The 25,696-nt window shown below is 72.3% G+C and carries 24 protein-coding genes; 17 read left to right on the top strand and 7 right to left on the bottom strand.

Going from position 1 to position 25,696, the window contains the following annotated elements:
- The first annotated feature begins 86 nt into the window (after positions 1–86).
- The 7 genes from AMK29_RS17990 to AMK29_RS17960 all read left to right on the top strand — a co-directional run bounded on the left by AMK29_RS17990 (position 87) and on the right by AMK29_RS17960 (position 6,472).
- Positions 87–1,178, top strand: coding sequence for a sugar ABC transporter substrate-binding protein (locus tag AMK29_RS17990; protein WP_073814046.1), 1,092 nt, complete (start codon positions 87–89; stop codon positions 1,176–1,178).
- 84 nt (positions 1,179–1,262) lie between these two features.
- The gene (locus AMK29_RS17985) at positions 1,263–2,027 is read left to right on the top strand and encodes an ATP-binding cassette domain-containing protein (protein WP_382823084.1); all 765 of its coding nucleotides are present in this window, start codon (positions 1,263–1,265) and stop codon (positions 2,025–2,027) included.
- Positions 2,024–3,322, top strand: coding sequence for a sugar ABC transporter permease (locus tag AMK29_RS17980; protein ID WP_073814042.1), 1,299 nt, complete (start codon positions 2,024–2,026; stop codon positions 3,320–3,322). The genes AMK29_RS17985 and AMK29_RS17980 overlap by 4 nt, the downstream gene beginning before the upstream one ends.
- Positions 3,323–3,535: 213 nt before the next feature.
- Positions 3,536–4,039, top strand: coding sequence for a hypothetical protein (locus AMK29_RS17975; protein ID WP_073814040.1), 504 nt, complete (start codon positions 3,536–3,538; stop codon positions 4,037–4,039).
- Between the two features lie 32 nt (positions 4,040–4,071).
- On the top strand, positions 4,072–4,518 hold the full coding sequence (locus AMK29_RS17970) for a hypothetical protein (RefSeq protein ID WP_073814038.1): 447 nt from the start codon (positions 4,072–4,074) through the stop codon (positions 4,516–4,518).
- A 17-nt stretch (positions 4,519–4,535) separates the two neighbouring features.
- On the top strand, positions 4,536–5,237 hold the full coding sequence (gene cseB / locus AMK29_RS17965) for a two-component system response regulator CseB (RefSeq protein ID WP_073814036.1): 702 nt from the start codon (positions 4,536–4,538) through the stop codon (positions 5,235–5,237).
- A gap of 5 nt (positions 5,238–5,242) precedes the next feature.
- Positions 5,243–6,472: a sensor histidine kinase gene (locus tag AMK29_RS17960; protein ID WP_073814035.1), complete on the top strand. Its 1,230-nt coding sequence runs from the start codon at positions 5,243–5,245 to the stop codon at positions 6,470–6,472.
- A 75-nt stretch (positions 6,473–6,547) separates the two neighbouring features.
- Here AMK29_RS17960 and AMK29_RS17955 read toward each other — a convergent pair whose 3' ends face one another.
- Positions 6,548–8,296, bottom strand: coding sequence for a BCCT family transporter (locus AMK29_RS17955; RefSeq protein WP_382618460.1), 1,749 nt, complete (start codon positions 8,294–8,296; stop codon positions 6,548–6,550).
- Between the two features lie 223 nt (positions 8,297–8,519).
- Here AMK29_RS17955 and AMK29_RS17950 point away from each other — a divergent pair, with 223 nt between their 5' ends.
- Both AMK29_RS17950 and AMK29_RS17945 read left to right on the top strand, forming a co-directional pair.
- Complete coding sequence (locus tag AMK29_RS17950) at positions 8,520–9,302, top strand: GntR family transcriptional regulator (protein ID WP_274535641.1); 783 nt, start codon at positions 8,520–8,522, stop codon at positions 9,300–9,302.
- Between the two features lie 168 nt (positions 9,303–9,470).
- A complete protein-coding gene (locus tag AMK29_RS17945; RefSeq protein WP_073814033.1) occupies positions 9,471–10,856 on the top strand; it encodes an amidohydrolase in 1,386 nt (461 codons plus the stop codon).
- Between the two features lie 75 nt (positions 10,857–10,931).
- Here the strand turns inward: AMK29_RS17945 and AMK29_RS17940 are convergent, their stop codons facing one another.
- Positions 10,932–11,306 (bottom strand): VOC family protein, encoded by a 375-nt coding sequence (locus AMK29_RS17940; RefSeq protein WP_073814031.1) that lies wholly within the window; start codon positions 11,304–11,306, stop codon positions 10,932–10,934.
- Positions 11,307–11,802: 496 nt separating this feature from the next.
- On the opposite strand from AMK29_RS17940, the gene AMK29_RS17935 reads away from it, so the two are divergent.
- The 8 genes from AMK29_RS17935 (at position 11,803) to AMK29_RS17900 (ending at position 20,631) form a co-directional block, all read left to right on the top strand.
- Positions 11,803–12,477 carry a hypothetical protein gene (locus AMK29_RS17935; RefSeq protein WP_073814030.1) on the top strand — a complete coding sequence of 225 codons (675 nt, stop codon included), beginning with the start codon at positions 11,803–11,805 and terminating at the stop codon, positions 12,475–12,477.
- Between the two features lie 271 nt (positions 12,478–12,748).
- Positions 12,749–14,329: a pectate lyase family protein gene (locus AMK29_RS17930; protein ID WP_073814028.1), complete on the top strand. Its 1,581-nt coding sequence runs from the start codon at positions 12,749–12,751 to the stop codon at positions 14,327–14,329.
- Positions 14,330–14,516: 187 nt separating this feature from the next.
- Positions 14,517–15,212, top strand: coding sequence for a beta-glucanase (locus AMK29_RS17925; RefSeq protein WP_073814748.1), 696 nt, complete (start codon positions 14,517–14,519; stop codon positions 15,210–15,212).
- A 146-nt stretch (positions 15,213–15,358) separates the two neighbouring features.
- A complete protein-coding gene (locus tag AMK29_RS17920) occupies positions 15,359–16,090 on the top strand; it encodes a hypothetical protein (RefSeq protein ID WP_073814027.1) in 732 nt (243 codons plus the stop codon).
- Positions 16,091–16,287: 197 nt separating this feature from the next.
- Positions 16,288–17,328 (top strand): N-acetyl-gamma-glutamyl-phosphate reductase, encoded by a 1,041-nt coding sequence (gene argC / locus AMK29_RS17915; RefSeq protein ID WP_073814026.1) that lies wholly within the window; start codon positions 16,288–16,290, stop codon positions 17,326–17,328.
- The gene (gene argJ / locus AMK29_RS17910; protein WP_073814025.1) at positions 17,325–18,476 is read left to right on the top strand and encodes a bifunctional glutamate N-acetyltransferase/amino-acid acetyltransferase ArgJ; all 1,152 of its coding nucleotides are present in this window, start codon (positions 17,325–17,327) and stop codon (positions 18,474–18,476) included. The genes argC and argJ overlap by 4 nt, the downstream gene beginning before the upstream one ends.
- Positions 18,477–18,493: 17 nt before the next feature.
- The gene (gene argB / locus AMK29_RS17905; RefSeq protein WP_073814023.1) at positions 18,494–19,441 is read left to right on the top strand and encodes an acetylglutamate kinase; all 948 of its coding nucleotides are present in this window, start codon (positions 18,494–18,496) and stop codon (positions 19,439–19,441) included.
- Positions 19,438–20,631, top strand: a complete 1,194-nt coding sequence (locus tag AMK29_RS17900; protein WP_073814022.1) for an acetylornithine transaminase — start codon at positions 19,438–19,440, stop codon at positions 20,629–20,631. Before argB ends, AMK29_RS17900 begins: the two co-directional genes overlap by 4 nt.
- Positions 20,632–20,709: 78 nt before the next feature.
- Here AMK29_RS17900 and AMK29_RS17895 read toward each other — a convergent pair whose 3' ends face one another.
- From AMK29_RS17895 to AMK29_RS17875, 5 genes are read right to left on the bottom strand one after another with little or no spacing between them, the layout of a single operon-like run.
- A complete protein-coding gene (locus AMK29_RS17895) occupies positions 20,710–20,949 on the bottom strand; it encodes a hypothetical protein (RefSeq protein WP_073814021.1) in 240 nt (79 codons plus the stop codon).
- Positions 20,946–22,517 carry an amidohydrolase gene (locus AMK29_RS17890; RefSeq protein WP_073814019.1) on the bottom strand — a complete coding sequence of 524 codons (1,572 nt, stop codon included), beginning with the start codon at positions 22,515–22,517 and terminating at the stop codon, positions 20,946–20,948. Before AMK29_RS17890 ends, AMK29_RS17895 begins: the two co-directional genes overlap by 4 nt.
- 31 nt (positions 22,518–22,548) lie before the next feature.
- Positions 22,549–23,436 (bottom strand): ABC transporter ATP-binding protein, encoded by an 888-nt coding sequence (locus AMK29_RS17885; RefSeq protein WP_073814018.1) that lies wholly within the window; start codon positions 23,434–23,436, stop codon positions 22,549–22,551.
- Positions 23,433–24,497: a FecCD family ABC transporter permease gene (locus tag AMK29_RS17880; RefSeq protein ID WP_198942284.1), complete on the bottom strand. Its 1,065-nt coding sequence runs from the start codon at positions 24,495–24,497 to the stop codon at positions 23,433–23,435. Before AMK29_RS17880 ends, AMK29_RS17885 begins: the two co-directional genes overlap by 4 nt.
- Complete coding sequence (locus AMK29_RS17875; RefSeq protein ID WP_073814746.1) at positions 24,497–25,567, bottom strand: FecCD family ABC transporter permease; 1,071 nt, start codon at positions 25,565–25,567, stop codon at positions 24,497–24,499. The genes AMK29_RS17880 and AMK29_RS17875 overlap by 1 nt, the downstream gene beginning before the upstream one ends.
- Positions 25,568–25,696 lie beyond the last annotated feature (129 nt).

Here is a 25,696-nt window from a genome sequence, read left to right as displayed (position 1 = left end):
GGCTAATGTCGATATATGGCCACATACGCACCTTCGGCCCCCCGCTCCAGCGGCGGCGGCACGCGGGCGTACGGAAGGAGCCTGCCATGACCCGTACATTGCGTGGCGCGATAGCCCTGGCCGGAGCGACGGCCCTGTGTCTCGGAGCGGTGGCGACCAGCGGGGCGAGCCAGCAGGGCTCGGCATCGGCGGCTCAGGGCGACGTGAAGATCGGCCTGCTGCTGCCGGAGAGCAAGACCACGCGGTACGAGAAGTTCGACCGGCCGTACATCGAGGCCAAGATCAAGGAGCTGGCGCCGGACGCCCAGATCGACTACTACAACGCCGCCGAGAGCGCCACCACCCAGCAGCAGCAGGTGAACACGGCACTCGCCAAGGGCGACCAGGTCCTCATCCTGGACGCCGTGGACGCGAAGTCGATCCAGTCCTCCGTGCAGAAGGCCCGTGACGCGGGCGTGAAGGTCGTCGCGTACGACCGCCTCGCCCAGGGCCCGGTCGACGCATATGTCTCGTACGACAACCGCAAGGTCGGTGAGCTGCAGGGCAAGGCACTCCTCGACGCGCTCGGCGACAAGGCCGAGACCGGCGAGATCGTGATGCACAACGGGTCGCCCACCGACCCGAACGCGGCGGAGTTCAAGGCCGGGGCGCACTCGGTCCTGGACGGCAAGGTGAAGATCGGCAAGGAGTACGACACGCCGAACTGGGACCCGAACAACGCCAACCAGCAGATGTCCGGTGCGATCAGCTCCCTCGGCAAGGACAAGATCGTCGGGGTCTACTCGGCCAACGACGGACTGGCCGCCGGCATCGCCACCGCTCTCAAGGCGGCGGGCATGAACGTGCCGCTGACCGGCCAGGACGCCCAGCTCGACGCGATCCAGCGGATCCTGCTCGGCACCCAGACGATCACCGTCGAGAAGCCGTACAAGCCGGAGGCCGACATCGCGGCCACGATGGCCGTCAACCTCGCCGAGGGCAAGCCGCTCCCGGCCGACCTGACGCCCACCACCGTCACCAGCGGCAGCGGCCAGAAGGTCCCGGCCAACCTGCTGACGCCGATCGTGGTCGACAAGGACAACATCAAGGACACCGTCGTGAAGGACGGCCTGTACACGGTCCAGGAGATCTGCACCCCGACCTATGCCGCGGCCTGCAAGGAGGCCGGTCTCCAGTAGCCGCGCGGACATCCAACCCGGTGGGGCGGAGCGGCCCGCGCGAGCGGGCGAGCGGAGGAGGCGGTTCCTTTGCCGGAGTCAGCCGTGCTCACACTGCGGGGGATCTCGAAACGGTTCGGCGCCGTCCAGGCACTGAAGGACTTCGACCTGGACGTGCACCCCGGTGAGGTGGTCGCGCTCGTCGGCGACAACGGCGCCGGCAAGTCCACCGCCGTGAAGGCGATCGCCGGGGTGAACCCGCCCGACGAGGGCGTCATCACCTGGCAGGGCCGGCCGGTCTCCATCGACCGGCCGCACGACGCGCAGAACCTCGGGATCGCCACCGTCTACCAGGACCTCGCCCTGTGCGACAACCTCGACGTGGTCGCCAACCTCTTCCTCGGCCGGGAACTGCGCCGCTTCGGCGTCCTCGACGAGGTCCGCATGGACCAGCGTGCCCGCGAGCTGCTCGACACCCTGTCCATCCGCATCCCGAGCGTGCGCATCCCCGTCGCCTCCCTGTCCGGCGGTCAGCGTCAGACGGTGGCGATCGCCCGCTCGCTGATCGGCGCGCCCAAGGTCGTCATCCTGGACGAGCCCACCGCCGCTCTGGGCGTGGAGCAGACGGCCGAGGTGCTCGACCTGGTCGAGCGGCTGCGCGTCCAGGGCCTCGGCACCATCCTGATCAGCCACAACATGGTGGACGTGATGGCGGTCGCCGACCGCATCGCCGTGATGCGCCTCGGCCGGAACAACGGGTTCTTCGACACACGCTCCACGTCCACCGAGGAGATCATCTCCGCCATCACGGGCGCCTCCGACAGCGCCGTCACCCGCCGCCAGGCCCGCAAGCTGGAGGAGGAGCGATGAGCCGCGACCGAGGCCGCGCCGACCCTCCGGACGGCCGTTCCGACACCAACACCCAGGAACCGGCGTCCGGCGCCATGCCCGCCGTCGACTCGCGTCTCCTCGTCCGCGAGGAGGGGCTCAAGGGGTACGTGGGTGAGTTCCGGCGCAAGTTGCGCAGCGGTGAGCTGGGCTCGCTGCCCGTCGTGCTCGCCGTGATCATCATCTGGACGGTGTTCGGGAGTCTGAACAGCACGTTCCTCTCGGCCCAGAACCTCTCCGACCTCAGTCAGCAGATCGTCGGCACCGGCATGATCGCCGTCGGCATCGTCTTCGTCCTGCTGCTCGGCGAGATCGACCTCTCGGTCGGCTCGGTCAGCGGTCTGTGTGCCGCGATCTTCGCCGTCCTCAACGTCCTGAACGGCATGAACGAGTGGCTGGCGCTCCTGGTCGCCATCGTGGGCGGAGCGGCCGTCGGTCTCATCCAGGGGTTCTTCTTCGCGAAGGTCGGCGTACCGGCCTTCGTGGTCACCCTCGCGGGCAATCTCGCCTGGAACGGGCTGATGCTCCAGATACTCGGCTCCAGCGGCACCGTCAACATCCCGAGCGAGAGCGTCGTCTCCAAGCTCTACTCGACGATCTACCACAGCCCCGTCGCCGCCTATGCGACGGCGGCCGTCGGGGTCGGCCTGTTCCTTGCGGCCTCACTCCTGGACGCCAGGCGCCGCCGGGCCGCCCGGGTGCCGTTCCGGCCGATCGCCGAGATCGTGCTGCGGACGGTCGTCATCGCCGCGCTCGCCTTCGCCACGGCGTACATCCTCAACCAGTACCAGGGGCTGCCGCTCGCGCTCCTGATCTTCCTGATCCTGCTGGTGGTGCTGGACTTCGTGCTGCGGCGCACCACGTACGGCCGGCGGATCTTCGCGGTGGGCGGCAACATCGAGGGGGCGCGCAGGGCCGGTATCAGCGTGCCCTTCGTCCGGATGTCCGTCTTCTCGATCGCCGGGACCATGGCGGCGATCGGCGGCATCTTCCTGGCCGGTCAGATCCAGTCCGCGAGCCAGACCTCCGGCGGCGGCAATCTCCTGATGAACGTCATCGCCGCCGCCGTCATCGGCGGGACGAGCCTCTTCGGCGGCCGTGGCTCGGTCTGGTCCGCGCTGCTCGGCGCGCTGGTGATCGGCTCCATCCAGTCCGGGATGAACATCATGGGCGTCAGCAACGCCGTGCAGTTCATGATCACGGGTTCGGTCCTGCTGGCCGCCGTGGTCGTCGACTCGCTGTCCCGCCGGAGCCAGAAGGCGGCCGGCCGGGCGTGAGCCGCGGAGGCGGGTCGGGGGGGCGGGGGCTACCGTCCACCCGGCCGCGGCCTCCTCGCCCGACGTGCCGCCGCCGCCCGGCGACGAATGTGTAGGTCGCGTAACAGCCGTCGATGAGTGGTTGCAACACGACCGACGAACCGCCGAGAACCACCCCTCGTAGCTTCTCTCACACCAGCCGACGACCGACGGCAGCAATGGAGCGAGGAAGCCATGAACCGCAACGCGCACGTCCCCACCGGCAAGGCCGGCACGATCTCCCGCGGGAAGGCCGCCCTCGCGGCCGGCCTCGCCGGTGCCGCCGTTCTCGGGCTGTTCGCCGCGCAGTCGGCGAACAGCGCGCCGCCGCGGAAGCCGGTCGCCTCCGTCACCACCGTGTCCCCGTACGTCGTCAACCACTTCGGCGAGGAGAACGTCGACACCGGTCGCGCCGAGCGCCGGCCGAAGGACCTGGTGCTGTCCGAGTTCACCGGCATCCACCGGGTGACGTGGAAGGTGTGGGGTGCCACGAAGGCCGTCGGCACCGGCGAGGTGACGGGCACCTGGTGCCTCGACACCTGCCTCGACAAGCCGCTGAAGGCGACCGTCGTGCTCTCCGACCCCCGGACCGTCGACGGCAGGGTGGTGTACTCCGCCTTCACGCTGGCACCGGCCGGGCGGTCGGACGCGTACGATTCCGAGGACCTCCAGGGCAAGCGCCCGCTCGCCACGCGCTGACCCCCAGGGCCCCCTGACACGAAGGGTCACCGATGCCCAAGCCCACGGCCGCGGGGACAGCCGCCGCACTGGCCCTGCTGCTGGCCGTGGGCTCCACCGGGTGCGGTGGCCCGCAGCAGCCGAAGGTCCAGGGCCCCGCGCCCACCCGGAGCCCGGCCGCCGGTCCCGTGTACGTCTCGGACGCCATGGGGCACCCGCTGAGCCGTCCCGCGACCTTCCCCCTGACCGAGTTCACCGTGCTCTCCGACCTGAAGTGGCGCGACTGGGGGCAGCCGAAGGCCGTGGCCACCGGCACGGTGAGCGGGCTGTGGTGCACGGACTGCGGCCCGACCGGTCACCCCGCCACCGTCGAGGTCTCCGGCCTGCGGCGCCAGGAGAACGTCTCCTACTACACCCGGGCCACCGTACGGTCTTCGCACCTCCCCTCCGAAGAGACGGACGACCTGACCGGGGTGCCCCTGCCCGTCCCGGAACCCTGAGCAGGAGACCGCACGCCATGACCGATGTACTTCTCGTCGAGGACGACGCGCTGCTCCGGGAGGCGACCCAGTTGTCGCTGGAGCGCCACGGCTACGAGGTACGCACGGCCTGCGACGGGCTCGACGGGCTGGCCCGGTTCCGGGAGAGGACCCCGGACGTCGCCGTCCTGGACGTCATGCTGCCCCACCTCGACGGGGTCAGTCTGGTGCGCCGCATCCGGGAGGAGAGCGGCGTCCCGGTGCTGATGATCTCCGCCCGCACCGACCCGGTGGACGTCGTCCTCGGCCTGGAGGCCGGGGCCGACGACTACCTCACCAAGCCCTACGACATCCCCGTGCTCGTCGCCCGCATCCGCGCGGCGCTACGCCGGTCCACCGGCGTCGCGGGGACCGCGCCGCAGGTCGTGGAGAAACCGCTGCTGCGCTTCGGCGACCTGACGGTGGACGCGGCCTCCACGGACGTCCGCCGGGACGGGCGGCTCCTCGACCTCACCCCCACCGAACGCAAACTGGTGCTCGAGTTCGCGCACCAGCCCGGAGTGGTGCTGTCCAGGACCGCCCTGCTGGAGCGGGTCTGGGACTACGCGTGGGGCGGCGACAGCCGGGTGGTCGACGTCCATGTGCAGCGGCTGCGGGGGAAGATCGGCCGCGACCGCATCGAGACCGTCCGCGGCTTCGGATACAAGCTGGTCTCCGGACCGCTGCCGGACCGTGGCTGAGCGCCATGGGACTGCGTACGAAGGCCGCCCTGGTCATCGCCGCGACCGCTGCCGTGGTCGCGGCGCTCATCGGGATCCTGGTGCACCAGCGCACCGCCGACCATCAGAGCGGGGAGGCGGAGCGCGCGGTGGACGCCCAGCTCGTCGCGGCCCTGGAGGCCCGTAGCTACGGCGTCGACGGCGGCGCGCTCGTCGATCCGCCGGAACTGCCCGCCGCCCTGCGCGAGATGGTGACCCGTCGACCGGTGCGGGCCACCTACCTCACGGAGTCAGGGGACCGCCACGGCCCGGTGATGTGGGCCGCGGCGCGCAGTGGCGCCGAGATCGTCGCCGTCCGGCGTTCCTACGCGCCGCAGGCACGGGCGCTGGAGGCGCTGGACAGGGAACTGCTCGCCTCGGGCGTGGCAGCCGTGGTGCTGGGCTCCGCGCTGGGCATCGCCGTGGCCGGCACCGCCGGTCGGCGCATCGGCGCGTCGGCACGCACCGCCCAGCGGATCGCGGGCGGCGATCTCACGGCGCGGGTCGAGCCCCGAGGCAAGGACGAGATCGCCCGCCTCGGCGAGGCGGTCAACACCATGGCCGATGCCCTGAGTGCCCGGCTGGAGGCCGAGCGGAGGGTCACGGCCGACATCGCCCACGAACTGCGCACACCCGTGGCCGGTCTGGTGGCGGCCGTCGGCCTGCTGCCGCCCGGCCGGCCGGCCGAGCTGGTGGGCGGAGGCGTGGACCAGCTGCGCCGCCTCGTCGAGGACGTCCTGGAGGTGGCGCGCCTCGACGTGCCGGGCGTCGAGCTGGCCCAGCGGGACGCCGTGCGCGTGGGCGAGCTGGCGCGCCGCGCCGCGGCCGCCGCGGGCGGGGAGGTCGAGGTACGGATCCGCGAGGACGAGGTGGTGGAGACCGACCCGCGCCGGGTCGAAAGAATCCTGGCCAACCTGGTCACCAACGCCCGCCGGCACGGTGCCCCGCCGGTCCTCCTGGAGGTCGACGGAACCGCCGTCCGCGTGTCCGACCACGGGCCCGGCTTCCCCGACGGCCTCCTGGCGGAGGGCCCGCGGCGCTTCCGCACCGGGGCGCGCGAGCGGGGCACGGGACTGGGCCTCGGCCTGACGATCGTCATGGGCCAGGCCGCGGTCCTGGGCGCCCGGGTGAGCTACGAGAACCCGCCGGAGGGCGGGGCCCGGGCGACGCTGGACCTGGCACCCGGCGGGGAGCCCACGCCTCGATTCGCACCCTAGACGTGTGCCGTCCGGCCCTACTTCTTCCGGGCCGGCCCTACCTTTGCCGGACCGGCCCCGCTTTCCGGGCCGGCTCTATTTTCCGGGCCGGTCCGGCTCGGGCGCGTCCGTGGAGCCCGGGCCGATGCGCAGTTCGAAGTCGCCGTCGTACTGCTCGTGCCCCGCGATCACGGCGAGTTCGACGACCTCGAGGCCGACCTCGCCCCGGACGATGAGCGGGTCCTTGCGCAGGTCCCGCATCAGGGCCACACACATGCCGATCATGACCAGGACGAACGGCGCGGCCACCAGGATCGTGAGGTTCTGCAGGCCGGCCAGCGCGTCGCCCTGGCCGTCGCCGATGAGGAGCATGATGGCGGCGACCGCTCCGGTCACCACGCCCCAGAACACGACGACGAGGCGGGCGGGCTCGAACGCGCCGCGCTGGGAGAGCGTGCCCATGACGATCGACGCGGCGTCCGCGCCCGAGACGAAGAAGATGCCGACGAGGACCATGACGAGGAGGCTCATCGCGCCGGAGATCGGGAACTCCTGCAGCACACCGAAGAGCTGACCCTCCGGCGTGGTCTCCCCGGCGAGCTCGCCCTGCTCGCTGAGCTTCATGGCCGTGCCGCCGAAGATGGCGAACCACACCAGGCTCACGGTGCTGGGCACCAGGATGACTCCGCCGACGAACTGGCGGATGGTCCGGCCCCGGCTGATCCGCGCGATGAACATCCCCACGAAGGGCGTCCAGGAGATCCACCAGGCCCAGTAGAAGACCGTCCAGCTGCCGAGCCAGTCGTGGATGTTCGCGCCGCTGGTCGCCTCGGTGCGGCCGGCCAGCTGCGGCAGGTCGCCCAGGTACGCGGCGATCGAGGTGGGCAGCAGGTCCAGCACGATGATGGTGGGCCCGGCCACGAACACGAAGAGGGCGAGCACGCCCGCGAGGACCATGTTGATGTTGGAGAGCCACTGGATGCCCTTCTCCACACCGGACACGGCGGAGAGGACGAAGGCCGCGGTCAGGACCGCGATGATGGCGACGAGCAGTCCAGTGCCGGTCTTCTCCATCCAGTCCAGCTCCTGGAAGCCGCTGCCGATCTGGAGCGCGCCGAGGCCCAGCGAGGCCGCGGAGCCGAAGAGCGTGGCGAAGATGGCGAGGATGTCGATGAACCGGCCGGGCCCGCCGTACGCCCGCCGCTCGCCCATCAGGGGGACGAAGACGGCGCTGATGGTCTGACGGCGGCGGCGCCGGAACGTGGAGTACGCGATGGCGAGCCCCACGACGGCGTAGATGGCCCACGGGTGGAGCGTCCAGTGGAAGAGCGTGGTGGCCATGGCGGTCTGCATCCGCTCGGCCGAGTCGGCGGGCTGGGTGCCGGGCGGCGGGGTGCCGTAGTGGGCGAGGGGCTCGCTCACGCCGTAGAACATCAGGCCGATGCCCATACCGGCGCTGAACATCATGGCGATCCACGACACCGTGCGGAACTCCGGGCCCTCGTCCTCCTGGCCGAGCGTGATCCGCCCGTAGCGGCTGATGGCCAGCCAGAGCGCGAACACGACGAACCCGGAGGCGGCCAGCATGAAGGCCCAGCCGCCGTTGGTGATCAGCCCTTCGAGGAGGCTGCTCGACGTGCTCTCCAGGCTGTCGGTGGCCGTGGCGCCCCAGACGACGAAGGCCACCGTGAGGACGGCGCTGACGCCGAACACGATCCGGTCGGTCCGGGCGCGATGGTGGTGGTCGGGGCGGCCGGGCAGGTCCGCCGTCACCGACAGCCCTTCCCTGCCGCTCCGCTCGGCGCCGCCCTTGCGGCCGTCCGGCTGCTGATCCTCCTGCAACAGATGCCACCTTTCACGGCTGTACGACAGTACGGAACGACGCGATCTCGGCATGACGCCGCAAATGTGACGATGTCCTGGTAAGGCAGTACCACAGTCCGGGCCCGACTCCAGGGACCAACAGACCTTCACGGCCCCACCGGTGACCGTCGGTGGACCGACGTATCCTCGGCCCCCGGGGCACGCCCGGAAGTGGGGCGGTAGAGGACGGAAGAGGACGGCACAGGTGGCGGACAGACACGGGACCGGCTCGACGACCGGGGACGACTCCCGCAAGGCCGGCGGGGGGAAGCCGGCCGACTCCCGCAAGGCCGGCGGGGGAAAGCCGGCCACGGGGGCGACACCCGCGCCCACCCCTCCCGCCGCCTCCGCCGTCCCGCTCAGTACGCGCGCGCGTGAGGCCGTCCTGCAACGGATCGTCGACCGCCGGTACGCGCAGGGGGCGCGGCTCGTGGAGCGGGAGGTCGCCGAGGAGCTCGGCATGTCCCGCGTCCCGGTGCGCGAGGCGCTGCGGGCGCTGGTCACCGAGGGTCTCCTCGAACTGCTCCCGCACAGCGGCGTCCGCGTCCGCCGGCTGGAACGCGCCGACGTGGAGCACCTCTACGAGGTGTGGGAACCGCTGGCGGTGCAGGCCTCCCGGCTCGCGGCGCGGGCGCGGGCGGCGGGCGACTCCCAGGGCCTCGGCGCACTTCGGGCCGCGCTCCGGCAGGCCGAGTCGGCCGCCGCGGCGGACGAGGGGTCGCGCGAGGTGGCCGCCCACACGGCGTTCCACGAGTGCGTCGTCGCCATGTCGGGCAACCCCCTGCTCGCCCGCACCCTGGAGCAGCTGAGCTGGCAGCTGCGGCTGGTGTTCGGGCTGCGCGAGGAGCCCGACCACATGCGTGCCCAGCACGCCGAGATGTACCGGCACATCGAGGCGGGGGACGCGGAGGCGGCGGCGGCCTGCACGCTGTTGCACGTACGGGACAGCCGGGCGGTCGCCCTGCGGTCCATGTTCGGCGACGGCTGACCTCTCCCTCGTCTTCGTATACCAGCAGCGCCTCTCACGCCCATCCCTTGACGCCCTTACGGAACATATGCAGCATTCCGCCATGAAGCGATGCCGGACCTTGTCGCCCGGCCTGGGCTTGGTATACAAAACGGGAAGCCCTCGGCCCCACTCCCCCAAGGAGCATCCATGCGCGTCGACGCCACCACTCCGCCGTCCAGCACGCTCAGTCGCCGCAGCGTCCTCGCCGGTGCCGCCGCTCTCGCCGGTACGACGGCCACGACCGCCGCCATGGCCGCGCCCGCGCAGGCGGCGGCCGCGGCCGGTCCTGGTTCCGGCGCCTCCGCCGCCTCCTCCGCCGAACCGGCCGCTTCCGCCCTGTCCGGACGGCCGGGGCGGGCCGTGGTCTTCCGTGACGTGCGCCTGTTCGGCGCGGCGCGGGCCACGGACCTCGTGGTCGTCGACGGGCGCGTCTCGGGCGGCCCGGCGCCGCGCGGCGCCCGGGTCGTCGACGGGGGCGGCCGGATCGCGCTGCCGTCGCTCGTGGACGCCCACATCCACCCCGACAAGACGACCTGGGGCGGTTCCTGGGTGTCGCGCCGGCCGGCGAGCGGCATCGCCGACTACGTCGCCCAGGACGTGGAGCTCTTCCGCAGTCAGCGGCGCCCCGTAGCGGAGCGGGCGTACGGGCTGATGTCCCACGCCGTCTCCCGGGGCACCCGGGCGATGCGTGCCCACGCCGACGTGGCCCCGGCCTACGGTCTGGCCGGCGTGGAGGGAGTCGCGGAGGCCCGTGAGCGTCTGCGCCACGCACTCGACGTCCAGATCGTCGCCTTCCCCCAGCACGGCGTCATCCGCACGCCGGGCACCACGGCGCTGCTGGAGAAGGCAGCGCGTGAGGGGCTGATCGACATGATCGGCGGCATCGACCCGGCCGGGTTCGACGGGGCTCTCGACGAGCAGCTCGACGCGGTCTTCGGCATCGCGGACCGCCACGGCGTCGGCGTGGACATCCATCTGCACGACCGCGGCGAGAAGGGCATGGCGGCCATGCGCGGCATCGTCGACCGCACACGCGCCCTCTCCCTCGCCGGAAAGGTCACCGTCAGCCATGTGTTCTGTCTGCCGGGCCTGACGGATCGCGAACTGGGCTCCGTCGCGGCGGACCTGGGCGACCAGGACATCGCACTCACGACGGTCGCGCCGTCCGACTCCCTGGTGCTGCCGATCGCCCGGCTGCGGGAGCACGGGGTACGGGTCGGGCTCGGTTCCGACGGGGTCCGCGACTCCTGGAGCCCGTTCGGCAACGCCGACATGATGCACCGCGCGCACATCCTCGGCTGGGTGACGGACGTGCGTCTCGACGAGGAGCTGACGGACTGCTACGGCGTCGCGGCGCACGGGGGCGCGGACGTCATGGGTCTCGCGCACGCCGACTTCACGGCGGGCGCACCGGCCGACTTCGTCCTGGTCCGGGGCGAGTGCCTGCCGCAGGTCGTCGTGGACATGCCCCGCCGGGACATGGTCGTGCACGGCGGTGTCGTCGTGGCCCGTGACGGGGAGTTCACCGGCTGAGTGTCCCGCCGGGCCGGCGGCCCGGCCGGGCGCCTCGTCACGGGGTGCCCGGCCGGCCGCCTTCGCGTGCGGCGCCTACAGGTACGGCCGTGTGATCAGCTCGAAGGCGTGACCTGCGGGGTCCTTGAAGTAGACGCCCCTGCCGCCGTGTTCGGTGTTGGTCTCGCCGGGGCGCCGCATCTGCGGATCGGCCCAGTGCTCGATCCCCTGGTCGCACAGCCGCTGGTACGCGCGGTCGAACAGTTCGTCGTCGACGAGGAAGGCGTAGTGCTGCATCTGGATCTCGAACGGGGGCTCGGCGAACTGGATGAGGACGCCGTCGGCGAGCTGGACGTTGAGGAAGGGACCCCAGGACGGCGCTTCGGGGAGTTCCAGCAACTCCCGGAAGAACGTCGCCGATTCGTGGCGGTCCTTGGCGGCGATGATGGTGTGGTTGAACGTGACTGCCATGTGGATGACCTCGCTGTTGATTCGACACGGAAACGGACTTGTCGTGCTTGCGCATCGAGGAGGTCCACGTGCCGAACCGAGGGGGTGCCTGCCGGGCACCCACTGAGCGGTCAGTCGTCCACCGGATGGCCCGTCTGTGTGTGGCGTCGAGTCGCCGGTCCGGTGTTCACGTCGAGCGACGGTACGTGATCAAGGCCCGGGTGGCAAGAGCGGGGTCGACGGCGGTGTCCGTGGGGGCACCGTGAGGCCTGGGCGGCTCTCCGTACGACGTCCCCTCCCAAGGTGTCCGCCGGAGCGCGACGCCCTTGCGGTGCCTCGGGTTTCGCTCCCTCGACCGAAAGGCCGATCTCTCCGAGATGCCGAGGAGGCCACCCGGGGCTTTACTGAGGGAGGCGTCGCTCGCCGGAAGGCGTCACGCGACAGCCCGTGGCGGCGATCGAAGGGGGCTCGATCCTCCTCTCGCCGCGAAACCCACATCCACGTCCGGAGGTTCCTCATGGACGGAAAATCCTTCAGTCGCCGCACGCCTCGCCGCGGCCTGCTCCTCTCGGGGGGACTGGCGCTCACCGTGGCGGCAGCGACCCTCACCGCGGCCTCTCCCGCTCAGGCGCAGTACGGCCCCTACACGTGCGCCTCCGGCCTCGTATGGCGTGAGGCGGTGAGCGGCGACCGCGTCTGCGTAAGTCCGCAATGGCGCACCAAGACGTGGGAGGAGAACCGGCTCGGCCCCTCGAACGTGCAGCCGGGAGGCGGGGCGTACGGTCCGGACACCTGCAAGCAGGGGTTCGTCTGGCGGGAGACCCGCCCCTCGGACCACGTCTGCGTCGACCCGCGAAGTCGTGCCGACAACCGCCTCGCCAACGCGCACGCGGCCACGGGGTACGCGAACCCCGGCCAACTGCCCGCGAACGGCACCCACGCCTCGTGGACGCAGTACGGCAGCCGGTTGGCCGTCAGCCCCGCGCACCTCACCTTCCAGGGATACGAACCCGGAAGGGGCTACCACTCGCAGATGGGCAACTACGGCAGCTCCTACGGCTCCAGGCTGGTGACCCCGCAGAACTGCCGGCAGAGCTCAAGCCGGACCATGTACGTGCTCGCGGTCGACGTCACCACGGGCACCGTGAGCAACGCGGGCCGGGTGGCGGTCCCGCTCTGCCTCTACCCCTGACACCGCAGAACCCCGCACGTCCGAGGGCCGGGTGCCGCACGGCACCCGGCCCTCGGACGCGTATCCGGACAGCTGTCCCGTACGGGACGGGACGCCGGGGGCAGCGTCTGCGCGAAGCCTTGCCACGCCTCAGGGGGCGCCCTATCGTCCCGTGAAGAAAGCGCTTTCCATGCGGTCGTGGACGCCTCCCCCAAGGCTGCCCGCGACCGGATCCCTCTGCACCGAACGGCTTTTCACCCCCTGACGTTCACAGACGAGTAGGACGGCGAGCATGAGACGACGAGTCACATTCCGACTGCACGCGGCGGCGGCCGCGATGGCCCTGGCGGCCGCCACCGGTGTGGTGCTGTCGATGCCTCAGGCATCGGCGGCGACCGGCGGCGCCACCGGGTACGCCACGCAGAACGGCGGAACCACCGGCGGCGCGGGCGGGCAGACGGTACGGGCCACCACGGGCACCCAGATCCACGCGGCCCTGTGCGGCCGGGCCAGCAGCAGCACCCCGATCACCATCGAGGTCGAGGGCACCGTCAACCACGCCAACACCGCCAAGGTGTCGGGCACCAGCTGCAACACGGCGGCCGGTGTCATCGAGCTGAAGCAGATCAGCAACGTCACCATCGTCGGAGTCGGAGCGGGCGCCGTCTTCGACCAACTCGGCATCCACATACGCGAGTCCAGCAACATCATCATCCAGAACGTGACCGTGAGGAACGTCAAGAAGTCGGGCTCGCCCATCTCCAACGGCGGTGACGCCATCGGCATGGAGAGCGGCGTCCGCAACGTCTGGGTCGATCACGTCACCCTGGAGGCGTCGGGCGGCGAGTCGGAGGGCTTCGACGGCCTCTTCGACATGAAGGACAACACCCAGTACGTCACCCTCTCGTACAGCATCCTGCGCAACTCCGGTCGCGGCGGCCTCGTCGGTTCCAGCGAGACGGAGCTCTCGAACGGTTTCGTCACGTACCACCACAACCTCTACGAGAACATCGACTCGCGGGCGCCCCTGCTCCGCGGCGGCATCGGCCACATGTACAACAACCACTACCTGCGGATCAACGAGTCCGGCATCAACTCCCGTGCGGGCGCCCGCGCCAAGGTGGACAACAACTACTTCGAGGACTCCAAGGACGTCCTGGGCACGTTCTACACGGACGCCGCCGGATACTGGCAGGTCGCCGGCAACGTCTTCGACAACGTGACCTGGTCCGCCCGCGGCACCGACAACAACCCCGCCGGGCCGAACCCGCAGTCCAACACCACGGTCGCCATCCCGTACCCCTTCGCCCTGGACGCGGCCGGCTGCGTGCCGGACGTCGTGAGCCGGACGGCCGGTGCGAACAAGGGACTTCAGGTGTCGAACGGCAGCTGCTCGCCGCAGACGCCGAGCCCCACACCGACCCCGACGACCACCACCCCCGCGCCCACGCCGACCGCCACCACCCCGGTTCCCACCACGCCCACCCCCGGGCCGACCCAGCCGAGCGGGACCAACCTCAGCATCGGGGCCGGCTCCGACGGTTCGAGCAAGGCGGACGGCACCAGCTACGGCAACGTACGGGACGGCAACCTCGGCACGTACTGGTCGCCGGCCGGCTCCACCGGCTCCGTGTCCATCAAGTGGGGCTCCGCCACGACCGTCTCCTCCCTCGCCATCCGTGAGGCGGCGGGCGCGACGGGCGCCATCGGGTCCTGGCGGGTCCTCAACGGCGACACCGGAGCCGTGCTGACGTCGGGCACCGGAGCGGGCGTCATCACCGTCCCCCGGACCTCCCTCACCAAGATCACCTTCGAGATCGTCAGCGCGACCGGCACCCCCCGGATCGCCGAGTTCGAGACGTACGGCGGATAACCACCGCGCGTGTCGGTCCGGGTCCGGCGACGCCCCGGCCCGGACCGACTGCCGACACCTCCGTGACGACTTGTCGCCAACGGGTGGCCGGTCGCGTACGGGGGATCCGCGGTGGGCAGCATCCCTCCCATGCCGGGCCATACCCCCGCGAAAGGAGCGTGCCGTGCTGTCCAACCTCTTCGACCGGCTGCTGAGGCGCCGCAGGAGCGATCCGGGCGGGCCCGCCCGGACGCCGGGAACCCTCGTGCTCGACGCGGACTTCTCCTCCACCGAGCAGTGGGGCGCCGGCCGGTCCTGGGCCTATCCCGGCGGCGGGCCGACCAACCCGGGTGACAACAAGCTCGACCACCTCGTGGAGGACCCCTCGTACAGCAGGACGGGCGTCTTCCGGGCGACCCGGCGGTCCGACGGCAACTGGGACGCGGGGCTGCTCACCACCGAGGGAAGCTCCGAGGGCTTCCTGGTGCGGGCGGGTGACGTCCTGGAGGCGCGGGTGCGGCTGCCGGAGGAGACCGGCGCCTGGCCGGCGATCTGGACCTGGCTCGACGGCGGGCAGGAGATCGACGTCTTCGAGTACCACCCCGACAACCCGGACCTGCTGGAGCTGTCGAACCGGGTCCGCGGGCGCCACCTCTACTTCCGGGACCCCGCGATCCGGCCGGGGGCATGGGTGGACTTCCGGGTCGAGCTCGGCGCGCGCAACGTGGTGTGGTGGATCAACGGCGCGCGGGTCTTCGACGACCGGCGCGGGGTGGGGCGCTCCTGGCGGGCGCACCTCATCGTGAACCTGTCGGTGTGCGCGGGCCGCTACCATCCGGCGCCTGACGCCGGGACGTCGGAGATGTCGTACGAGGTGGCGGAGCTGCGCGTGTACCGGGGCTGACGGCAGCGGTGCGCACGGGCGGTACTCGACCCCGATCAGGAACACGAGGGGGGAGGCGGGCCCTCGGGGTACGGGCGTTGCGTAGGCTCCGACGGAGCGTTCCGCGCGCCCGCACCGGGCCGTCCGTACGACGAGGAGGACTCCCCATGAACACCGCCGACGAGGGACGTCAGCAGCTCGACGCGGCCAGTGTGCTCAACGCCAAGAGCACGCTGCTCCAGCTTCTCGCCCGTGCGGGGGTCTACACGGGCGACGCCGAGGAGCTGATCGGACTGGTCGAGGCGGGTGCGCTCGCGCTCGCGTACGAGGAGCTCGACGACAACGTGAGGAGCGCGCCGGAGGAGAAGGGCGCACTGTACGCGTCGGGCTGGTCCGACGGTGCCCGGGCGGTGACCGAGGAGCTGGGGGCGGTCGCCGAGCGGGCGCTGGTGCGGGCCGTCACCTCCGGTCCCACGGCCTCCTCGCCCGACGAGCGTTCCCCCGTGGGGCGGGCCGAGATGGAGCGGGCCAAGGTCGCGGTCACGCCGCTCTACCTGTCGTTCGCCGAGGTCTCGGACCTCGATCCCGAGGTGACCGAGCAGGTGCTCGGCGCGGTCCTGCGCACGATGAGCCCCCGGCAGCGGGCCGGGTATCCGGGGCGGCTCACGCAGTTCGCCTCGGCGCACCGCGGGCACCTGGAGCGGCTGTACGCGGAGTACGGGCCGGGCAGCCCGATCGCGATCCACGGCCGCTACTCCCTGGTGCACTCGGCCACGAGCGTCGCCGTGCTGGAACGTCTCGCGGTGACCCCGTCGGCCCTGCACGAGGAGTGGGACGCGGCCGAACTGCCACCCGCGTGGCTCGACGGCCTGACGACGGCCTGGGGCTCCGCCGACTGAACGTCGGCGTTCAACTCCGTTGTCCTGATGCGCAGTTGCAGGTGTCCGCCCCCAAGGGCGGGCGCCGGTGCGGCCGTTCCACCCCATGGGAACTTAGGTTAGGCTAAGTTAAGTTCCTGTGCGCCGAGTTGGGACCCCCACCGGGTGCTCCCCCGCTCGTGCGCCGCGTCCCCATTCATCAGGAGAGACGGAAGAACATGACCTTACGGGTCGCGGTGGCCGGAGCCAGTCGGTACGCCGGCGGGGAGATCCTGCGCCTGCTCCACTCCCACCCCGGTGTCGACATCGGTGCGCTCACCGCGCACAGCAGCGCGGGGACCGGGCTCGGCCGCGTACAGCCCCACCTGACCTCACTCGCCGACCGTGTGCTGACGGAGACGTCGGCGGCGACGCTCGCCGGGCACGACGTGGTGTTCCTCGCCCTGCCGCACGGACAGTCGGGGGCGCTGGCCCGGCAGCTGGGCGGCGCCACGCTGGTCGTGGACTGCGGGGCGGACTTCCGGCTGCGGGACCCGGCCGAGTGGCGGCGCTTCTACGGCACCGACCACGCCGGCACCTGGCCCTACGGACTGCCCGAGCTGCCCGGCGCCCGGGACGAGCTGAAGGGCACCACCCGGATCGCCGTGCCGGGCTGCTACCCGACCGCGGTCACCCTGGCCCTATGGCCCGCGCACACCGCCCGCCTGGTGGAGCCCGACGTCGTGGTCGTGGCGGCCGGCGGCTCCTCGGGCGCGGGTCGGACCGCCGCACCACGGCTGCTCGGCTCCGAGGTGATGGGCTCCATGAGCCCGTACGGCGTCGGCGGCGGGCACCGGCACACCCCCGAGCTGACCCAGACCCTGTCCCTGGCGGCGGGCGAGCCCGTGACGGTCTCCTTCACACCGACCCTCGCCCCCATGCCCCGCGGCATCCTCGCCACCTGCTCGGCCCGTCTCCGCCCGCACGTGGCCGCCACCGGCGAGGTGGACGAGGTGCGGGAGGTGTTCGAGGCCGCCTACGCCGACGAACCGTTCGTCCAGCTGCTACCGCGAGGTCAGTGGCCGTCCACGGCCGCGGTGCTCGGATCCAACACGGTGCAGGTGCAGGTGGCCGTGGATCCGGCCGCCCGCCGCCTCATCTGCGTGAGCGCGATCGACAACCTGACGAAGGGCACCGCAGGTGGCGCGGTGCAGAGCATGAACGTCGCCCTCGGCCTGCCCGAAGAGCTCGGCCTGCCCAAGAACGGAGTGGCTCCGTGACCGTGACCGCCGCCAGGGGTTTCCTCGCCGTCGGGGTGGCCGCCGGCATCAAGTCGTCCGGCGATCCCGACCTCGCACTCGTCGTGAACCGGGGGCCCGCGCCGGCCGCCGCGGGAGTCTTCACCTCCAACCGGATCCAGGCCGCGCCCGTCCACTGGTCGCGGCGCGCCCTGGCCGCCGGCCGGGTCTCCGCGGTGGTCCTCAACTCCGGTGGTGCCAACGCGTGCACGGGCCGGGCCGGGGCCGACGACGCGCGGACGATGGCCGAGCACACCGCCCGCGCCGTCGGGCTCGCCCCGGAGGAGGTGGCCGTCTGCTCGACCGGGCTCATCGGAGTACCGCTGCCCATGGATCGCGTCACGTCCGGCATCGCCCTCGCGGCGCGGCGGCTCTCGACCGACGGCGGCCGGGACGCGGCCGTCGCGATCAGGACCACCGACTCCGTGCACAAGACGGCGGTCGTGTCCCGGTCCGGGTGGACCGTCGGCGGCATGGCGAAGGGCGCCGGGATGCTCGCGCCCGGGCTCGCCACCATGCTCGTGGTCCTCACCACCGACGCCGTGGCCGGCGGACCGCTGCTCGACTCCGCGCTGCGCGCGGCCGTGCGCACCACGTTCGACCGGGTCGACTCCGACGGCTGCATGTCCACCAACGACACCGTTCTGCTGCTCGCCTCGGGCTCCTCCGGCGTGACCCCGCCGGACGGGGAGTTCACCGAGGCGGTGCACGCCGTCTGTCTCGACCTGGCGCGCCAGCTGATCGCGGACGCCGAGGGCGCGTCGAAGGAGATCGAGGTGGCCGTCGTCGGCGCCGCGTCCGAGGACGACGCCGTGACCGTGGGCCGCTCGGTGGCCAGGAACAACCTCCTCAAGTGCGCCCTGCACGGTGAGGACCCGAACTGGGGCCGGGTCCTCTCGGCCATCGGCACCACCGACGCCGCCTTCGACCCCGACCGCCTGGACGTGGCCGTCAACGGCGTCTGGGTCTGCCGGGACGGCGCGGCCGGGGAGGCCCGCGAGAAGGTCGACCTGACGGGCCGCCGGATCACGGTGACGATCGACCTGCGCGCCGGAGAGGCGTCGGCGGAGATCTGGACCAACGACCTGACGGCCGCGTACGTGCACGAGAACAGCGCCTACAGCTCATGAGCGGAGGAGGAACGGTGATGAGAACGCTCGACGGGCAGCGCGCCGCCGATGCCGTGGAGACGGCGGCGGGCGAAGCGGTGGAGGGCGCGGTGCGGCCGTCCGGGGACGTGCCGTGGTCCGAGGAGTTGCAGGGCCGGACCGTCGTCGTCAAGTGCGGCGGAAGCACCCTGGTGGACGCCGCGCTCCGGCAGTCGTTCGCTCAGGACGTCGTCGAGCTGTGGCACGCGGGCCTGCACCCGGTCGTGGTGCACGGCGGCGGTCCCCAGATCAGCGCGATGCTCGACCGTCTCGCCCTGGAGGTCCGGTTCGAGGCGGGGATGCGGGTGACCACGCCGGAGGCCATGGACGTGGTCCGTATGGTGCTGACCGGGCAGGTGCAGCGCGACCTCGTCGGCGCCATCAACGCCCACGGGCCCTTCGCCGTCGGCATGTCGGGCGAGGACGCGCACACTCTGACCGCGCAGCGGCGCCCGGCCTGGGTGGACGGCCGGCCCGTGGACATCGGTCTCGTCGGCGACATCGTGACCGTGGCCCCGGAGACGGTACGGAACCTCGTCACCGGAGGCCGCATCCCGGTCGTCTCCCCCGTCGCGCGCGGCACCGACGGGCAGGTCTACAACGTGAACGCCGATCTCGCGGCCTCGGCCCTCGCCGTCGCCCTCGGCGCCGACCGGCTCGTCATGCTCACGGACGTCCCCGGGCTCTACGCGGACTGGCCGCGGAGCACCGAGGTGATCCCCCGTCTGCACGCCGCCGAACTGGCCGCTCTGCTGCCCGGGCTCGCGGGCGGGATGCTGCCCAAGATGGAGGGCTGTCTGCGGGCCGTCCGGTCGGGGGTCGGCCGGGTCCACGTCCTCGACGGGCGTACGCCACACGCGGTCCTCCGGGGCGTCCTCACCGAGGAGAACCCCGGCACCACGGTGCTGCCCGACGACGCGCCGGACGACGGGGAGGTCCGCGCGTGAACGCCCTCCCCACACCCGCTTCCCCCCTGACGGAGCGCTGGCGGGCGGTGATGATGGACACGTACGGCGCTCCCCCGCTGGCCCTGGTCCGCGGCGAGGGCCGCACGGTCTGGGACGAGACGGGCCGGGCGTACACGGACTTCACCGGTGGGATCGCCGTCAACACCCTGGGCCACGCCCATCCGGCCGTGGTCGCGGCCGTCACCGACCAGATCGCGCGGCTCGGTCATGTCTCGAACCTCTTCGTCTCCGGCCCGCCGGTCGCCCTCGCCGAGCGGCTCCTCCGGCTCCTCGGCAGGCCGGGGCGGGTGTTCTTCTGCAACTCCGGTACGGAGGCGGTCGAAGCGGCCTTCAAGGCGGCCCGCCGGACCGGGCGGCCCCGGATGGTCGCGATGGAGGGCGGCTTCCACGGCCGCACCATGGGCGCCCTGGCGCTCACGGGGCAACCCGCGAAGCGCGAGCCGTTCCTGCCGCTGCCGGGAGAGGTGACGCACGTGCCGTTCGGGGACGTGGAGGCCCTGCGCGCGGCCGTGTCGGAAGACACCGCGGCGGTGTTCGTGGAACCCGTACAGGGCGAGGCGGGGGTGGTCCCCGCGCCCGAGGGCTATCTGCGGGCCGCCCGCGCGATCACCCGCGCGGCGGGAAGCCTGCTCGTCGTCGACGAGGTGCAGACCGGGATCGGACGCACCGGGCACTGGTTCGCGCACCAGGCCGAGGAGGGCGTGGACCCGGACCTGGTGACCCTGGCCAAGGGACTGGGCGGCGGCCTGCCGATCGGCGCCACGGTGGCGTTCGGCGCCGCGGCCGAGCTGCTCGGCCCCGGGCAGCACGGCTCCACCTTCGGCGGCAACCCGGTTGCCTGCGCGGCGGGTTCGGCCGTCCTCGACACCCTCGCGTCGGAGGACCTCCTCGGGCACGTCGCACGCATGGGCGCGCTGCTGCGAGCCGGGGTGGAGGAGCTGGAGCACCCCCTGGTGGCGGAGGTGCGGGGGGCGGGGCTGCTGCTCGGCATCGCCCTGACGGAGCCGGTCGCGGCCCGGGTGCAGGCGGCGGCGCAGGAGGCCGGCCAGCTCGTGACCGTCGCCGGTCCCGCGACCGTACGGCTGGCACCGGCGCTCACGGTGTCCGCGCGCGAGGTCGCCCGCCTCCTGGACGCGCTGCCGGCGGCCCTCGACGCGGGGCTCGACTGAAGGAGCGGCGAAAGGGCGCCCCGACCCGGCCTCGGGCCGGGCGGTCGCCCTTCCGCCTCGGGTCGGGGCGGTCGCCCTTCAGCCGCACGCCCTTCCCGGGTAGTCGGTGCTCTCCGGTGCGCCGGCCTCGCGCATGCGGCGGAGGACCTCGGCCAGGGACGCGTCGTCGATGGGCACCGGGAGGTTGAGCCGCCGGTCGAAGACCATCGTGTCGGCGTCCGGGTGCCAGATGACCCAGCGGGGCGGTGAGGCGGGTGCGCCCCACAGGGGCGCGAACCGTTCGAGGTCGTTCTCCGCGGTGCGTTCTCCCGTGCTCACGGGGTTCCCTTCTCCGTGCGGCCGTCCACGTACGTCGCCACGACGTCGATGGCGCCGATGCGTGAGGTCTCGACGCGCCGGGGGTCGTCCCCGAGGACGACGAGGTCGGCCCGCTTGCCCGGGGCCAGGGTGCCGGCGGTGTCGTCCCAGTGGCAGGCGTACGCGCCCGCGGTGGTGTAGGCGTGCAGGGCCTCGTCGACGGTGATGCCCTCGTCCGGGCCGATCGTGCGGCCGGAGGTGGAGGCGCGTTCGACCATGAACTGGATCGCCCGGAGTGGCGAGCCGTCCGTGACCGGCCGGTCGGAACTGCCGACCAGCGTGACGCCGTGGTCGAGGAAGCCCCGTCCCCGGTACATCCAGGGCGCCCGCCGCTCGCCCATGACGTCCGCGTAGTCGTCGCCGAAGTGGCGGAGGAAGTTGGGCTGGACGACGGCGCTGACGCCGAGCCGGGCGAAGCGCGACAGCTGGTCCGGGCGGATCAGGCCGGCGTGCTCGACACGGTGCCGGGCGGCCGGGCGGGGCCGCCGCTCCTGGGCCCGCTCCAGGGCGTCGAGGGCGAGGTCGGCGGCGCGGTCGCCGATGGCGTGCACGGCGAGCTGCCAGCCGGCGAGGTGGCCGTCGACGATGAGGTCCGCGATGCGCTCGGGGTCGTCCTGGAACTGCCCGGTGTGCGCCATGCCCTCGTACGGCTCGGTGAGCGCCGCCGTACGGGCCATCATGCCGCCGTCGGTGTAGATCTTGAGGGCGCCCAGGGAGAGCCAGTCGTCGCCGAAGCCGGTGCGCAGGCCGAGGTCGAGGGCGCGCGGGATGCCGTCGTCACGGTGGGCCGCGCGGGGGCGCAGGGTGTCGCCCGCGGCCATGAGCTGGACCCGGAGGGGCAGCCGGCCCTGGTCCCTGAGGAGTTGGTAGGCGCCGAGTTCGACGGGGCTGTGCCCGAGGAGGCCGCCGCCGATGCCCGCTTCGGCGCAGGCGGTGATCCCTTCGGCGAGGCAGGTGCGCCCGGCGCGCTCGATCGCGTCGGCGAGTTCCTCCTGGGAGTACGGCAGTCGGAGCTGCCGTACGGCGGTCATGGCGCTCTCCGCGAGGAACCCGTCCTGGTGCGGCACCTCGGCCGGGAGCAGGTCGAGCACGGCGCTGTTGACGACGCAGGCGTGGCCGGAGTCGTGCATGAGGAAGATCTTGCGGTTCTGGCCGACCCGGTCGAGTTCCGCGGCGGTGAGGTGCCGTCCGAGCGCCCGCTGGTCGTAGCCGGCGATGTCGACCCAGGCGCCGGGAGCCGCGCGGGCGGCGGCGCGGGCGACCACGGCGAGGACGTCATCGACGCGCTGGCAGGGCGCGATGCTCGGGGTGTTCGCCTTGAGTCCCGCCCAGGCCAGGTGGACATGGCTGTCGACGAAGCCGGGGAGCACGGTGGCGCCCTGGAGGTCGACGACCTCGCGGGCGGGCAGCGAGGTCACCTCCTCGTCGAGGCCCACGATCCGTCCCCGCCAGATGCCGAGGTCGTGGGCGACCGGGCGGTCCGGGTCCATGGTGAGAAAGCGCGCGTTCGTCAGCCTCGTACAGAGCATGTCCGTCCGTTCCCGGTCGCTGTCGCTGTGGTCAGGAGGTCTTGGCCATCACCGTGCCGGGGAGGTCGCCCGCGACGGCCTCCTCGGCCGTGTCGCCGTCGGTCGGCTCGTATCGTCTGGGGGCCGCCGGCACCATGAGCGGGGTTCCCGTCTCCGGGTCGTCGATGATCCGGCAGGGCAGGCCGAAGACGTCCTCGACCAGTTCGGCGGTCATGACGGTCGAGGGGTCGCCCTCGGCCGCGATCACTCCGCCGGGGCGCATGACGATCAGGTGCGTGGCGTAGCGGCAGGCCTGGTTGAGGTCGTGCAGGACGGCCACGATCGTGTGGCCCCGGCGGGCGTGGAGGTCGGCGCACAGGTCGAGGACCTCGACCTGGTGCGCGATGTCCAGGAAGGTGGTCGGCTCGTCGAGGAGCAGGATCGAGGTCTGCTGGGCCAGGACCATGGAGAGCCAGACGCGCTGGCGCTGGCCGCCGGACAGGTCGTCGACGGGCCGGTCGGCGAGTTCGAGCACGCCGGTCTGCCGCATGGCCTCGACGACGGCCGCCTCGTCGTCGGCGGACCACTGCTTCAGCAGGCCCTGGTGCGGATACCGGCCGCGGGCCACCAGGTCGCCCACGGTGATGCCACCGGGGGCGGTCGAGGACTGCGGGAGCAGGCCGAGGCGGCGGGCGACCTCGCGGGAGCGGTACGAGGCGATGGCCGCGCCGTCCAGGTAGACCTGTCCGGTCCGCGGCTTGAGCATCCGGGCGAGGGCGGTGAGCAGGGTGGACTTGCCGCAGGCGTTCGGTCCGATGATGACCGTGAAGGAGCGGTCGGGGATCTCGACGGCCAGGTCGGTCGCCACGGTCCGCTGGTCGTAGGAGAGGGTCAGGTTCTCGGCGCGCAGGCGGGAGGCGGGATGGTTCGTTGCTGTCATGCGCGGCTCTTTCGCGACTCGGAGACCAGTAGCCAGATGAGGTAGAGCCCGCCGACGCAGCCGGTGGCGGTGCCGACCGGGAGCAGCGCGGGGGCGAAGAGGCGCTGTACGGCGAGGTCGCTGACGGCGAGCATGACCGCGCCCATGAGGGCGGACGGCAGCAGCGCGGGCCCGGAGGACCGGGTGAGTCCGCGGGCGACCTGGGGCGCGGCCAGGGCGACGAACCAGATGGGTCCGGTGACGGCGGTGGCGAAGGCGGCGAGGGCGACGCTGATGACGAGCAGCAGGGTGCGGGTGCGCGTCACGTCGACGCCGAGGGCCATGGCGGTGGTGTCGCCCATCTCGACCATGGCGAGGCGGCGGGAGAGGAAGAAGGCGAGGGGCAGCAGGACGGCGACGGCGAGGCCGATGGCGTGGGCGTGGGTCCAGAGCCGATTGCCCAGGCTGCCGATCAGCCAGGCCTGCGCCTCCAGGGCCTCCTGGAAGGTGGCGCGGGTGATCAGGTACGAGTTGACGGCGAGGAGCAGGGCGCTGACGCCGATGCCGATGACGACGAGCCGGAAGCCCTGGACGCCCCGGCCGAGCATGAGGAGGTGGACGGCGAGGGCGGTGGCGAGGCCGCCGGTCAGCGCGCCGAGCGCGATCTGCGCCATGTTGCCGTGCACGACGACGATGACGAACAGGGCGCCGACGGCGGAGCCGTTGGTGAAGCCGATGATGTCGGGGCTGCCCAGGGGGTTGCCCGTGATGCTCTGCAGGATGGCGCCGCTCACGGCGAGGGCCGCGCCGACGCACAGCGCGGTGACGAGGCGCGGCATGCGCAGGGTGTTGACGACGAAGTCGGCGGCCCCGCCGCCGTCGCCGGTGAGTGCCGCGAGGACCTCTCCGACGGACAGGTCGAAGTCGCCGGTGGTCAGGGTGACGCCCATGACGGCGACGAGCGCGACGAGGAGGGCCGCGGTGACGGCGACGGTACGGCCCTGGACGAGGACGGAGAGGCCCCCGGCCCTGGTGCGTACGACCCGGCCGCTGACGACGCGGGGCCGGTCGGGGGCCTTGATCACAGCATGACCAGCTTTCGGCGACGGCACAGGGCGATGAACAGCGGGGCGCCGATGAACGCGGTGACGATGCCGACCTGCACCTCGCCGGGCGCGCCGAGGACCCGGCCGACGATGTCGGAGCCGATGAGGAGGACGGGCGCGATGAGCATCGAGTACGCGAAGACCCAGCGCTGGTCGGGGCCGACGACGAAGCGGGCGATGTGCGGAACGGCGAGGCCCACGAAGCCGATCGGTCCGGCGGCGGCGGTGGCGGCCCCGCACAGCAGCATCACGGCGACGACGCCCAGGGCGCGGGTCCTGCCGACGTTCACGCCGAGGGCGCGGCCCATCTGGTCGCCCATGGCGAGGGCGTTGAGCGAGGGGGCGAGGACGAGGGCGATGACGAGGCCGACGCCGATGAACGGCAGGGCCATCAGGACGATGTCGTGGTAGCGGCCCGCCAGGGATCCCACGGTCCAGAAGCGGAACTGGTCGAAGGCCCTCGGATCGAGCAGCAGGATCGCCCAGTTGAAGGCGTAGAGGACGGCGGTGACGGCGGCGCCCGCGACGACGAGCCGTTCGGGGGAGGCGATCTTCCGGCCGGAGGAGCCGAGGAGGAAGACACCGACGGACGCGGCGGCGGCGCCCGCGAGGGCGAACCAGACGTAGCCGAGCGGGGCCGCGACGCCGAAGAAGGCGATGGCCACCACCACGCCGGCGGAGGCGCCCAGGTTGACGCCGAGCATGCCGGGGTCGGCGAGCGGGTTGCGCGTCAGGCCCTGCATCAGGGCACCGGCGAGGCCGAGGGCCATGCCGACGAGCAGGCCCAGGAGGGTCCGGGGGATGCGGTAGTCGTGGATGATCACCGAGGTCTCCGAACCGTCCGGGTTCCACAGGACGTTCCAGGTGGCGGTGAAGGGGATGCCCCGGGTGCCCACCCAGACGCTCAGCAGTCCCGTGAGGACGAGCGCGGCGAGGCCCAGGGCCAGTCCTAACCCCCGGTACGCCGCTCCGGCGCGGCCCGTCCGCGGCGGCGCGGCCGGGTCGGGGGCCTTCTCCGCGGGGTGTTCGGTCGGCTGTCCCGACACCACCCGGGATTCGACGGACAACGACAACTCCCCCTGGCGGCGGCTCAGATGTTCGGCGAGAGTCCCTTGGCCCACGGGCCGACGGATCGCGACTTAGGTGAGGCTAACCGAACCGTATCCCGTGGTCAA

This window comes from Streptomyces sp. CB02261, from assembly GCF_001905665.1.
Taxonomy (GTDB): domain Bacteria; phylum Actinomycetota; class Actinomycetes; order Streptomycetales; family Streptomycetaceae; genus Streptomyces.
Note: the sequence above shows the minus strand (reverse complement) of the source record. Positions and strands in the feature narration are given on the sequence as shown.